Source organism: Colwellia sp. BRX8-4 (assembly GCF_014077345.1).
Classification (GTDB): domain Bacteria; phylum Pseudomonadota; class Gammaproteobacteria; order Enterobacterales; family Alteromonadaceae; genus Colwellia_A.
The window spans coordinates 1-12598 of sequence record NZ_JACGVS010000013.1; the positions used below are offsets into that span (position 1 = coordinate 1).

Sequence of the window (12598 nt, forward strand, 5' to 3'; positions counted from 1 at the left end):
GATCCTGAAATAAATTCAGGATGACGTAGTGGATTCAGTATGACGATAGGTAAGGTTGTTTTCCTCCGTCATGCTGAACTCGTTTCAGTATCTGGGTTAAGATCCTGAAATAAATTCAGGATGACGTAGTGGATTCAGTATGACGATAGGTAAGGTTGTTTTCCTCCGTCATGCTGAACTCGTTTCAGTATCTGGGTTAAGATCCTGAAATAAATTCAGGATGACATTTGTGGTTTCAGAGTGACATTCGTGGTTTCATGATGACGTTCATGGATTCAGTACGACGTAAAGAATTCAGGATCACGCGCTCAAATAAAGCGTATAAATAATAAAAGGGTTTTAGTCGTATGGAAAAGTTACTGATCATTGATGATGATAAAGGAATACAAAAGCAACTTAAGTGGAGTTTATCTGATTATGAGGCTGTATTAGCTGGAGATCGTGAAAGTGCTATTGCTGCAGTACGTCGCTTTGAACCCAAAGTTGTTACGCTTGATTTAGGTTTGCCGCCAGATGAAGCTAATGCCACTGAAGGTTTAGTGGCATTACAGGAAATTTTGACTATAGCGCCTCATACTAAGGTGATAGTGATCACCGGCAATGATGATCGTACTAATGCGTTAAAAGCTATTTCGGCGGGTGCCTACGACTTTTATCAAAAGCCAATAGATGCTGATGTGATCAATGTCATTATTGCTCGGGCGTTTAGTGTATCGGCAATTGAAGAAGAAAACCGTAAGATGCGTCAAGTTGCGGGTAGTGATATTGGCATTATTGGTAACAGTGAAGCTATTGACCGTCTCCGCATGATGGTAAAGCGCATTGCGCCAACACAAATTACAGCCTTATTACTGGGCGAAAGCGGCACAGGTAAAGAAGTAACCGCCAATGCCGTGCATATTGCCAGTGAGCGAAGTAATAAGCCTTTTGTTGCCATTAACTGTGCTTCTATCCCTGAAAACTTATTAGAAAGTGAATTATTTGGTTTTGAAAAAGGAGCTTTTACCGGTGCTCATCGTGCGACTATAGGCAAAATAGAGTGTGCAGAAGGTGGTACTTTATTTCTTGATGAAATTGGTGATATGCCCTTTAGCTTGCAAGCAAAACTATTACGCTTCTTACAAGAAAAAACGATTGAACGCCTTGGGGGTAGACAAGAAATTAATGTTGATGTTCGAGTAGTTTGTGCAACCAACCAAAACTTAGAACAAATGGTTAAAGATAAAACTTTCCGTGAAGACTTATTTTACCGCGTTAGTGAAATAACCTTAAATATCCCCCCGCTACGTGACCGAGATGAAGACGTATTAATTCTGGCTCAATATTTTTTACAGATGTACGCACTTGAATATAAACGTAATGTAAAAAGTTTTTCAGAAGACGGTTTAAGTGCTATTAAGGCTCATAAATGGCCGGGTAATATTCGTGAGTTACAAAATAAAGTAAAAAGTTCGGTAATTATGACGACTGGCACACAAGTGACTGCCTTTGACTTAGGCTTTTTTGATCATACGAGTACTGAATTTGAGTTGTCTTTGAATTTACGTTCGGTGCGGGAAAAAGCAGAGTCACTGGCTATTCAAAAAGCTTATGCGTTAGCCGAAGGCAATATGTCAAAAGCTGCAGAATTACTGGGTGTTACTAGACCAACATTGTATTCATTAATTGAAAAATATGGCCTAACAATTAACGAAACCTAGATGATGTGAAAATATGGAGAAGGTTTTGTTATAAAATCTTCTCCATTAATTAATGATGTTAACTCTTATCGTTTTCACTACTTCGTTCAGAATTAGTCTCGGCAAATGTATCTGCTGTTAGCTCTGAGTTAGCTTCAATACTTTCATCGATATTACTTTCAGCATATAAACGACTCTTCTGCTTAAGGAGTTTATCAACATAACGCGCCATTTTAATTTTCTGCTTAATCGACGACTCTAATATCTCTTCTACTTCTCTTAATATTTCTTTCATGTTTTCAACATTCTCAGTTGAATTCACGATCAGCTGTGCGCTTGCCTGGCTAGGTTCATTACTAGCTAATTTTACTTTATGAAGTGAACCGGTTAACTCTACTTGCATCTCTAACGCGACTTCGTTAATTGCGTCAACATCAATACAAGCTAGCTCTTCTAAAAATCCAAACAATAATAAACGGTCAACAAAAATATTGATTTTTCTTGGAACGCCTAACGTTTTTTCATGAATAACATTAAAGCCTTCATCTGAGAAGAGTGCCTCTTTAATACAACCTGCTTGCTGCAATCTATGATTAATGTATTCTTTAACTTCGTCACTAGTGAGTGGCTTTAAATGCGCAGAGGCAATGATACGTTGACGAAATTGCTCCATATTAGGCGCTTGAATAATATCTTTAAGCTCTTCTTGTCCGAGAAGAAAACTTTGTATCAACGGCTTATTATCCAGTTGAAAATTAGATAACATGCGGAGTTCTTCAACGGTTTCTATTGGTAGGTTTTGTGCTTCGTCAACAATCAACAAAGCGCGCTTACCTTGGCGATTCAAATCAATAAGAAACTGTTCAATTGACTGTAGTAATTCAGCTTTACTTTTACCTTTAACGGTAATCTTAAATTCAAAGGCGACAAGCTCAAGTAATTCTTGTGGGTCGAGCTTAGTCGTGACAAGTTGAGCGGCAACAATTGAATCGTCAGCAATATTATTTAATAGGTTACGCGCTATTGTTGTTTTACCCGTGCCTATAGGCCCAGTAACCACGATAAAACCTTCACCTTGGTCTAAACCATATTGTAAATAAGACATTGCTCTTTGGTGGTTGCTTGACGCGAAAAAGAAACGTGGGTCGGGACTTAACTGAAAAGGACGCTCTTTAAAACCATAATAATTTTCGTACATACTGCTAAAAACCTTTACTAAATTTGAGGGTGATTCTGTCTTCCTCATAATTGAATGATTGTGTCGTAGAACTGCGGTTAAGATGGTTTACACCTAATTTAACAGTCAGTTTACTATTTAAGGATTTGTCATATTCAAGACTATAACGTCGGTAGCGGTCTTGACGGCCATTTTCTTGCCCAAGTAAAAAGTGAGTGTCAGTATATTCAAGCATGAAATTTATATTTGATTTACCACTCACTTTGCGTTTAATCGCAAATGATGCCTTTTTATTTTCATCTTGGGTACGGGTATTTAAATTTTCGCGGGTCAATTTTGATAGCTCAACGCTGAAAGTGGTTCGCGGTAGTGCTAATTCTGAAGACCACTGTAACTCTTTGTTTAATGAAAGGCCCAAATCTTCCACTAAAACAAAATCATTTAAGCTGACTAGCTGATAATTATCAAAATCGATATTATCATTATTATTGACAAAACAAGTTGAAGAATCAGCTATGTCACCTTGTGAACACAAAAAGCTACCTAAGGGAACACTTTCATAATTATTACGGGTAAAGGCTTGAACATCTTCGGCATATGTAATTGTATTGGTTAAACGCTTGTTTTTATGTACAAAGTCAAATCCATAACTTTCTCCGTAAAAGCGTTGGCCGTAATCAATTATTAAGGTCGTTCTTTGGCTAGGCTCCCAGCGAATTGAGGCCGCAGCATAGTCTTGTTGTTCTTTACCATCAAGGTCTAGCTGAGTACCAGTAGGTGTATTATAAGATAGGTCTAATAAGAGCCTAGGGCTTATTAACCAGCGTAAGCCGCCGCCATAAGAGTCTGACTCAAGTGATGAACTATTATTAACAAGATCACCTTCATTAGTTTCATCATAATATCGTATAAACGGGGTTATCTTATAACCCGTAATCAAACCGATTTTAACTTCGCCTTTGAATAACTGTCCGTCTCTGCCTTGATTAGTCGCATCAGAATATTCAGATGACGCATCCCAATATACATTTCGAGCAGCAGAGCCATTTTCACTCAAAAACTGTACCGCATAGCCTTCTCGTTCACCTATACCGTCTTGTGATTTAGTTGTTTGGTATTGAATACCAGAACTAACAACAAAAGCACTATTATTGATCGTGTACTGAAAACCACCAGAATAATTTTCAACTCTAATGGTGTCACCAGAAACAATATCGGCAAGCGCATTACTGGAATTATTACGTGCTTGGTTTGATATTGCAGCACTACCGATTAAAGCAAGTCCTTTAGGACCTAACTTTAAGTGAAAAGAACTGTCCAATGTATGATAGTCATCATCGGTATCATGATCATGGGTGTACATTGCATAAAAACTTTTTGCGTCAAAGGTAAAATCTAATTTTTTTGATGAAAACAGTGTACTTAATCCAACACCTGTTTGACTAACTAAACTTGATGTTGCGTCGTTAACAGATAAATTAACATTATCAGTATAGGTTTCTTCAATAATCAACTGCGGTGTAAACAGCCATTCTCCTGCGAAAGTATTTGCAGATAAAATGGCAAAGATTGCTGCAGCTAATACTGTCTTATTTAGTGCCGTATCCATAACCATAATAGCCATACATATCCTTGTGAGATCTGATTGCTTTGTTTAGTACTAAACCCAGTGCTAAATCTTCGTTGAGATTTTCTGTCGCTTTTTCAATATCTGCTAAGAGCGTTTTTGATTCTTCAACGACTACCAGCGCTTGGCCCATTAAGTTGGCTAAGACCATCGTTTCTGTAACGCCAATTAACGGTGGGCAGTCAAATATTACAATACGGTCCGGGTAGCGTTCTGCGAGTTCTTTAGCTAAAGAATCCATACGGTCACTGGCGAGCAATTCATTAGAAAGATGATGAGGTTCACCTGCAGGTATTATTTTAAGCTTATCAATATTTGTACTATAAATTATTTCCGAAATATCGTGCTTATCGCCCAATAAGTATTCAATCAAGCCAGGGACTTGCTTAAAGCCTAATTCTCGATTTATGCTTGGGCGCAGAACATCTGCATCAATTAGCAATACTGTTTTATCTTGTTCTAAGGCGATACTTAGCGCAAGGTTGATTGAAATAAAAGTTTTGCCTTCATTGGGCTTAGAGCTACTAATCATAACCAAATTACTGTTTTTAAGCGTTTTAGAGCCTGAGCCAAAGGCATTGTTTAAGAGCTTACGTTTAATTTGACGAAACTCATCTTTAATACTTTTTCTGGTACCGTTATCTATTAAGAAACCACGACTTTCAAGGTCATTTTTATTAAGCACTAAAACATCATTATTTTCATAATTTACTGAAGCTGTCGAGCTTTCAACGGCTTTAGTTGGTTTATCAATCGTTACATTTTCAGTAACAATCGGTGTTTTGTCTTGTTGAGTCATCTTTTGTTTAGCGAGTGCTTTTTCTATGGTGCTCATAAATTAAAAATCCTATGTATTGGCGCTTGTATTGCATCCGGAAATAACGAATAAGCGATAAAAAAGCATAATATTAAAATTAATAAGCTGTTAGAGACAAAGAACAATATCGTTTTGCGTTTATCTTTACGTTGTAGACCTATGTTTTCAGTAGCCGAAACAATACCAAAAATAGGAATGCCCGTTGCCCTAGCTACTTGGCTGCTCGAAGTTACAACAGGGTTAAATTGGCTGAATAAAAAGGAAAGTCCCAATCCAATACCTACCCCTAAAAAGGTAACAACTACATAAAATAGATACCTTTTAGGACCTGCGGGTTTTAAAGGTGCACGAGGAGGATCAATCACTTTGAAATTTATTTTACTGGTCGTTTCGTTAGCAGACTGACCTATCTGTGCTTTCTCTTTACGTTCAAGCAAGTCTTCATATTGTTTTTTAGTAATATTGTAGCCGCGATTAAGCGCCACTAATTCTGCTTCGATTTCAGGTAATGTATGAATTTTGTTTTCAAGCTCTCTGACAGTATTTCTGTAATCATTAGCTCTTACTTCCATAGAAGCAACTTGTCCTTCAAGCTGGTTCACTTGAATTTGAATATCTTGAATTACCGGGTTCTGACTTATTGGAGTGTAGTCATTACCTGCCTCATTACTGCTCGTTAAATACTGTTCAATTTCATCATCTCTTTTCATTGATAAATGCTCAAGGCGACGTTGAACTTCTTTCACATCAGGGTGTTGCTCGGTATATCTAAGCTGTAGTGAATCTAACTGTCCTTCTAACTCAGCAATACGGTCATCAAAAGTCGTTTTTATGCTGTTCGAATCAACAATATTATTTTGTTGATTAGATTCTGAGGTTGAAGATTGTGTCAATTTAGCTTTTGAGCCAGCTAATTGTGTTTTTGTTTCTAGTAAAATCAGTTCAATAGTTTTTAATTGTTCTTTTGAGTTATTTAGCTTTTGGTAATATCCACCGTACTGGTTAGGCAAAACTTCACTGTATTTCTGTTTAAAATTAGTTAACCTTGCTTCGTCTTTTAACAAGCGATTTTCGTATTCATTAATTTGGCTATCAAGAAATTTTTGGGCAGAATCAGAATCCCGACGATTCTCACCGCGAGTTGTTTCAATAAACACAGTAATAACCGCTTGCACAACATCGCGTGCCATTACTGGGTCTTTATCAGAGAACGTGATGTTGAAAATGTTTTGGTTTTTACCGCCAGTCTTTTTAATTGAAATATCCTTCGTTAATCGTTCTATTAAGTTATTAAATTCTTGTGGGGTATTAGCTTGAACATCTAGATCGGTCATGCGTGCAATACGCTCTAAATTTAGGCGATTGAGCAATGTTTTTACCATTAAGCTGATTTGTTCATCAGGATTCGACTCAACCGTCATCCCTTTTAACAAAGGGCCTAAAATAGATTGAGTATCTGCAAATACCCTCGCTTCTGATTCATAACTATCTTGTAGCTGTGAAACGGCAAACCAACCTAAAGGGCAAATAAGCCATGTAGCAATCATAAGATAGCGGCGTTTTATCCACATACCTTTTAAATAATCTAAAATTTGTTCAAGTATTTCTTGCATTCCTGACCTCTAAATACAGGCAATTAATAAAATAGGCGATTGTCTTTTTATTTAACTAAAACTAAAACCAAGTTTCAGGGATAACAATTATATCACCTGGCAAAACGTCAACGTTAGCCGCTATTTCGCCATTCTTAATTAAGTCTTCAATATAAATTTCATATTGTTTTTGTTTGCCATTTTCCACTCTTACTAAAATAGCATCATTACCATCAGCAAATTCAGTTAAGCCACCGACCTGAATCATTACGTCGAGTAACGTCATTTGTTGAATATAATTGATTGACTTGGGCTCTGCGGCTTCACCAATAACACGTATCTGCTCACTAAATGGGCCAACAAAATTATTTACGGTTACGGTAACTACGGGTTCTCTCAGGTAAGTTGCTAGAATTTCTTCAATAGTTCGAGCAAGTTCGGTAGGTGTTTTGCCTGATACAGGTATATCTTCAACTAAAGAGGTGGTAATCATTCCGTCTGGACGCACAACAAATGTGCCTGAAACTTCAGGGTTACGCCAAACAAAAATATTAACAACATCACCGGCACCAATTAAATATTTATAAGAGCTAACATCAACCGTATTCGATTGGTGAATGGTTGCTTGTGGTAAAGTTAATGTACTACAACCTGAAATAACATAAGCTATAATTAGTAGTATTGCCGTTTTTAGTTGACCGAGCATATTCTTTTCCATGGTTATAACCTTCTTTATACATCGAATTTATTAAATTTATACTAAGCTATCTGATTGTATGTGATTTTTACAAAGGTTGCACAACATTTAATAGGTGTAAAAAACTTATTATTATTGCTATTATCTTACGCGCTTCTGTATTAGATGTTTTTACTAAGAATTATAAATGAGCAAGTTGAATCTGTTAATAATAAAGGGAATAATTAATTCATATGTCTAGCCCAAAGTTTCGAGATCTATCTTCGGGTAGTAAATCCTTAGTTATTATTGAACTGATGTTTTTTGTTGGTTCATTATTACTTACCGTCTATTTAAATAGCTTGTTTTTATTTGTCGAGCATCAAAATATACCTACTAATTTATTGGCTATTTGTGCGATTTTTTTCGCCCTAATGATACAACTATCGTTATTAGCTCTAGGTCTATATAACTCGAAGCTGCGTGAAAATTACCGGGGTATTGTCAGGCGTTTGCTTGTTTCAGTGGCGATTGGCTTCTTTATCGTCACCTTAATTAATCCCCTATATGGTCAACACGCTTTAAAAATTGAATTACTGGCAATTGCAGCATTATTTAGTCTTATTATTGATAGTGCTTTTCGTTATTTTACCCTGCAAGTTGACTTTTTTGGTTTCAGTAAAAGAGTGGTATTAGTGCTTGGCGCAGGTGACCGAGCATCTATTATCGAAAAACGTATGCGCCGAGATGTCGACAGGCAAGGGTTTTATATGCACGGCTTTGTTATTATGCCAGGTGACACCGAAACAGGCATAGTTAATGAAAATCGTATTGCATTAGAAGGTTCTCTGGTTAATTATGCACTAGAGCATGGTATCGACGAAATTGTTGTTGCTAGTGATGAACGTCGTGATAATTTACCGGTTGATGAACTTTTTGCTTGTAAGATACGCGGCGTAGAAATTACTGAGATACTCGATTTTATCGAGCGTGAAACCGGTCAAATAGCGGTAAACCTTATTTATCCAAGCTGGGTAATCTATTCAAATGGCTTTGCTTCAGGCAACCATTTACGCAATAGCTTAGATTGGGTTTTTAACGCTGCTATTGCTGTTGCTTTAACGTTAGTTACTTGGCCAGTTATGCTAATAACAGCCATTCTTATAAAATTCGATGAAGGCATGAAAGCCCCTATTTTTTATCTTCAAGAGCGTGTTGGTCTTGATGGACAAGCGTTCAATATTTATAAATTTAGAAGTATGCGAATCGATGCGGAGAAAAATGGTGCTCAAATGGCCTCTGAAAATGATGATCGTACCACGAGTATTGGTAAATTCATTCGTAAATACCGTGTCGACGAATTACCACAAATACTCAATGTAATACGTGGTGATATGGGCTTTGTTGGTCCTCGTCCTGAACGTCCTGAATTTGTTCAGCAGTTAATTAAAAACTTGCCTTACTACAACGAACGTCACAACGTGAAGCCAGGCTTAACTGGGTGGGCACAATTGAAATATCCCTATGGTTCGACTGAAGAAGACTCCTTAGAGAAATTAAAATACGATTTGTATTACATTAAGCATCGTAGTTTTATGTTGGATTTATTGATTCTAATTCGAACGGTTGAAATTGTATTGTTTGGTAAAGGAAGATAAAGATGGAAATACTATTTTGGGGGGCGATACTTATTCTTACCTATATATATCTAGGTTACCCTTTATTACTTAATATTTTACCGAAGAACAAAATTAGCAAAACACCATTAGATTTTTATCCATCTATAACGGTTATTATTCCGGCATTTAACGAAGAAGACGTTATTGCTGAGACCATTCAAAATAAATTAGATCAAGGCTATCCAGCTGACAAAATAAATATTATTGTAGTTTCTGATGAATCTGAAGATGCAACCGATGAAATAGTAACAACATTTCAACAAAAATATAAAAACGTTCAGCTTATTAGGCAAGTACCACGTAAAGGAAAAACGTCGGGACTTAATCTTGCGTATCAAGTGATTAAAACCGAGCTAAAAAGTGAATTGATTGTATTTTCTGATGCAAATAGTATTTATGACAAAAACGTTCTCACTGAAATAGCACAAACTTTTACTGATCCCGAAGTAGGTTATGTAACCGGTAAAATGGTTTATGTTAATAGCGATGACTCAATGGTAGGTGATGGTTGTAGCGCTTATATGAAATATGAAAACTATATGCGCTCATTAGAAAGCGATATAGGTTCTGTAGTAGGTGTAGATGGTGGCGTTGACGCGATTCGTGCTGAATTATATACCGAGTTAAGGGCTGATCAATTGCCAGACTTTGTCCAACCATTAAAAGTTGTAGAGCAAAGGAAAAGAGTGGTATATCAACCTTTAGCTATATTAAAAGAAGAGTCGTTAACTGATGACGGCGCTGAATTTAGAATGCGAGTAAGAGTATCACTAAGAGCCTTGTGGGCGTTGTTTGATATGCGAATGCTGTTAAACCCGTTTAAATTTGGCTTGTTTTCGTTGCAACTATTCAGCCATAAGGTGCTTAGGTATTTAGCCTTTATTCCCTTAGTAATTACATTTATTACTAATGTTGTTTTATTAGGACAGCATGCAATATTTAATTTAGCGCTATTTGCTCAATTAGCATTTTACCTATCAGCTTGGCTAGGGCATAACAATAATGAGCAAACCAATAAATGGATTGGCCTTGCTCATTATTTTTGTTTAATAAACTTCGCGGCAGCTATTGCTTCATATAAGTTTATCAAAGGCGAAAAAATAGTGATTTGGAAGCCAAGACAAGGTTAACGCTGTGTCGAACTACTAATTTTTTAGATGTGAAAGTTAATACAGGTAGTTTATAACAATAATATTTTTCGTCATTCCGTAAGTTACTTAATACGGAATCTCTAGTAAAAAGTAAAAATATATTTAAAATGGAAAATAATAACAACACATGAAAGTTCTTCATCTTATTGATAGCGGCGGTTTATATGGCGCAGAGCAAATGTTACTTGCGTTGGCTGAAGAGCAAATTAAGCAAGGACTAGAACCCATAATACTCTCTTGTGGATTGCCCAATGAAGCAGATAAGCCTTTAGAAATAGTAGCTGAAAGCAGGAAAATCACCGTAATAAAATGGCGAATGTCTGCAGGTCTAAATTTTTCAGGAGCTTGGGGGATTTTAAAGTTTTCACAACAAAATGATGTTGATATTCTTCATTCCCATGGGTACAAGTTTAATATTCTGTTTGCTATATTTCCTAGACCAATTAGACAAATACCTTTTGTGACAACCGTGCATGGTTATGTATTTGCGAAAAAATATTCAGCAATGTCTATCTATCAATGGTTAGATAAACTTGCTTTGAAAATGGCAGATATTATTTGTTTAGTTAGCCCATCAATGAAAAATATTCCGTCGTTTAAGCACAAATCTTCTGCAAAAGTTAAAGTTATCCCTAATGGTATTAATGAGGATAAAACGGTTAAAATTGATTTTCAGCATAATCACCAAGCGTCATTAAATTTATTGGCTATCGGACGTATAGTGCGTGAAAAAGATTTTTCTTTACTTATTGACGCTGTCGCCTTAGCTATTAAAAAAGGTAATAGTCTATCGTTAACGATTATGGGTGAAGGACCATTAAAGTCCGAATTAGATAAACAAATTAAATGGTTAGAGTTAACTGATGTGGTTAATTTGGCCGGTTTTATCGAGCAACCTGCGCAATACTTTGATAGTTTTGATGCGCTAGTAATGTCATCTACTACCGAAGGCTTGCCAATAACTTTATTAGAAGCTATGCGTGACAAGTTACCTATTATTGCAACACGTGTTGGTGGTATTCCATCTTTACTTGGTGATAGTGATTATCTAGTGCCGCCGCAACAAGTAGAACCTTTGGCACAAGCCATAATTAAAATGGCAGCACAATGCCCAGAGGATCGAGAAAAAATTGCTTTAGAAAACCAACAACGATTTATGGTTTCTTATACATCTAAGATTATGAATAATAGTTACTTAGGTGTTTATCATGAGGCGTTAAGCTCATGAAAATATCGATTAGCATTATTGTACCTGCACATAATGAGGGATCCTATATTGCGAAAAGCTTAAGTTCCATTCAAAATTGCTGTGTAAATTATTCTGGAAAAACTGAAATCATCGTGGTAGATAATCACTCAAGTGATAATACCAATGAAATTGCTTCTACTTTTGATGTCAATGTGATTCGAACAATTGCCAAAACACCATCTAAAGTCAGAAATGATGGCGCAGCTTTAGCTCAATATGAAATATTTGCTTTTGTTGATGGTGACTGTGAAGTGAATGGACAATGGCTTGAATTAATAAATAAAGCGTATCAAGATACTAGCGTTGGCGCTTACGGTGGCCAACATATTGCCCCATTAGAAGATAACAGTATTGTAACAAGCTGGAATCCTACAAGCTTAAAATCAAGCCTTGATAATAAAGGTAAACTGCCAGGGGGGAACTTTTCAATTCGTTCATCTTTGTTTAAACAGATTGGTGGGTTTAATGAGCAGCTTACAAGTGCTGAGGATGATCATTTATCCAAGCAAGTGGTACTAGCCAACTTTAAATGTGTACTTGATAGTAACAACTATATTGTTCATTGGGGTTATCCAAAAACATTAGCAGCAGTCTTCGTTAAACAAAAATGGCATGGTAAAACTCAAATTAAAGCCCATGGCTATTTTGGGGATAAGTTGGTTTTGGTAACCTACGCTTGGCTTTTAGCAATTATGACGACTTTTATAGGTGTGATTAGTGATGTGAAGTTATTCACAGCTTTTGGTGTGTTAGGGCTATTTTTTGGTCCATTAATAATATTAATCAATAGACTTAAATACCACCATCATATTAAATGGTTAAACATTCCCGTTGGTTATTTAGTCGCTCTATTTTTTATTAGTGGTCGATTATCCGGATTACTGTTGGAATTTAATGATATTTTGAAAAAGCACATTAGGTTAAACAATAATTAGCATTATATTAAGTAAT

The 12598-nt window shown here is 36.3% G+C and carries 10 protein-coding genes; 5 read left to right on the plus strand and 5 right to left on the minus strand.

Annotation, left to right across the window (positions count from 1 at the left end; all coding sequences use genetic code 11):
• The first annotated feature begins 347 nt into the window (after window positions 1-347).
• Window positions 348-1700: a PEP-CTERM-box response regulator transcription factor gene (gene prsR, locus H4J56_RS11890; protein ID WP_182259365.1), complete on the plus strand. Its 1353-nt coding sequence runs from the start codon at window positions 348-350 to the stop codon at window positions 1698-1700.
• A 58-nt stretch (window positions 1701-1758) separates the two neighbouring features.
• On the opposite strand, the gene H4J56_RS11895 is transcribed toward prsR, so the two are convergent.
• The 5 genes from H4J56_RS11895 to H4J56_RS11915 all read right to left on the minus strand — a co-directional run bounded on the left by H4J56_RS11895 (window position 1759) and on the right by H4J56_RS11915 (window position 7610).
• Entirely contained in the window at window positions 1759-2877 is a 1119-nt protein-coding gene (locus tag H4J56_RS11895; RefSeq protein WP_182259366.1) for an XrtA/PEP-CTERM system-associated ATPase, read from the minus strand.
• A 4-nt stretch (window positions 2878-2881) separates the two neighbouring features.
• Window positions 2882-4480 (minus strand): TIGR03016 family PEP-CTERM system-associated outer membrane protein, encoded by a 1599-nt coding sequence (locus H4J56_RS11900; RefSeq protein WP_182259367.1) that lies wholly within the window; start codon window positions 4478-4480, stop codon window positions 2882-2884.
• Window positions 4446-5318, minus strand: coding sequence for an XrtA-associated tyrosine autokinase (locus H4J56_RS11905; protein ID WP_182259368.1), 873 nt, complete (start codon window positions 5316-5318; stop codon window positions 4446-4448). Before H4J56_RS11905 ends, H4J56_RS11900 begins: the two co-directional genes overlap by 35 nt.
• Complete coding sequence (locus H4J56_RS11910; protein ID WP_182259369.1) at window positions 5315-6913, minus strand: XrtA system polysaccharide chain length determinant; 1599 nt, start codon at window positions 6911-6913, stop codon at window positions 5315-5317. The genes H4J56_RS11905 and H4J56_RS11910 overlap by 4 nt, the downstream gene beginning before the upstream one ends.
• Before the next feature lie 61 nt (window positions 6914-6974).
• Complete coding sequence (locus H4J56_RS11915; RefSeq protein ID WP_182259370.1) at window positions 6975-7610, minus strand: XrtA/PEP-CTERM system exopolysaccharide export protein; 636 nt, start codon at window positions 7608-7610, stop codon at window positions 6975-6977.
• A 212-nt stretch (window positions 7611-7822) separates the two neighbouring features.
• Here H4J56_RS11915 and H4J56_RS11920 point away from each other — a divergent pair, with 212 nt between their 5' ends.
• From H4J56_RS11920 to H4J56_RS11935, 4 genes are all read left to right on the plus strand, one after another.
• Complete coding sequence (locus tag H4J56_RS11920) at window positions 7823-9226, plus strand: TIGR03013 family XrtA/PEP-CTERM system glycosyltransferase (protein WP_182259371.1); 1404 nt, start codon at window positions 7823-7825, stop codon at window positions 9224-9226.
• Between the two features lie 2 nt (window positions 9227-9228).
• Entirely contained in the window at window positions 9229-10377 is a 1149-nt protein-coding gene (locus H4J56_RS11925) for a glycosyltransferase (RefSeq protein ID WP_182259372.1), read from the plus strand.
• A 148-nt stretch (window positions 10378-10525) separates the two neighbouring features.
• Window positions 10526-11626: a glycosyltransferase gene (locus H4J56_RS11930; RefSeq protein ID WP_182259373.1), complete on the plus strand. Its 1101-nt coding sequence runs from the start codon at window positions 10526-10528 to the stop codon at window positions 11624-11626.
• Window positions 11623-12582 (plus strand): glycosyltransferase family 2 protein, encoded by a 960-nt coding sequence (locus H4J56_RS11935; RefSeq protein WP_182259374.1) that lies wholly within the window; start codon window positions 11623-11625, stop codon window positions 12580-12582. The genes H4J56_RS11930 and H4J56_RS11935 overlap by 4 nt, the downstream gene beginning before the upstream one ends.
• Window positions 12583-12598: the final 16 nt, after the last annotated feature.

Bases quoted from the DNA above. Each gene is read 5' to 3' on its own strand.
- prsR (WP_182259365.1), top strand. From the start codon at position 348: ATGGAAAAGTTACTGATCATTGATGATGATAAAGGAATACAAAAGCAA.
- H4J56_RS11895 (WP_182259366.1), bottom strand. From the start codon at position 2,877: ATGTACGAAAATTATTATGGTTTTAAAGAGCGTCCTTTTCAGTTAAGT.
- H4J56_RS11900 (WP_182259367.1), bottom strand. From the start codon at position 4,480: ATGGCTATTATGGTTATGGATACGGCACTAAATAAGACAGTATTAGCT.
- H4J56_RS11905 (WP_182259368.1), bottom strand. From the start codon at position 5,318: ATGAGCACCATAGAAAAAGCACTCGCTAAACAAAAGATGACTCAACAA.
- H4J56_RS11910 (WP_182259369.1), bottom strand. From the start codon at position 6,913: ATGCAAGAAATACTTGAACAAATTTTAGATTATTTAAAAGGTATGTGG.
- H4J56_RS11915 (WP_182259370.1), bottom strand. From the start codon at position 7,610: ATGGAAAAGAATATGCTCGGTCAACTAAAAACGGCAATACTACTAATT.
- H4J56_RS11920 (WP_182259371.1), top strand. From the start codon at position 7,823: ATGTCTAGCCCAAAGTTTCGAGATCTATCTTCGGGTAGTAAATCCTTA.
- H4J56_RS11925 (WP_182259372.1), top strand. From the start codon at position 9,229: ATGGAAATACTATTTTGGGGGGCGATACTTATTCTTACCTATATATAT.
- H4J56_RS11930 (WP_182259373.1), top strand. From the start codon at position 10,526: ATGAAAGTTCTTCATCTTATTGATAGCGGCGGTTTATATGGCGCAGAG.
- H4J56_RS11935 (WP_182259374.1), top strand. From the start codon at position 11,623: ATGAAAATATCGATTAGCATTATTGTACCTGCACATAATGAGGGATCC.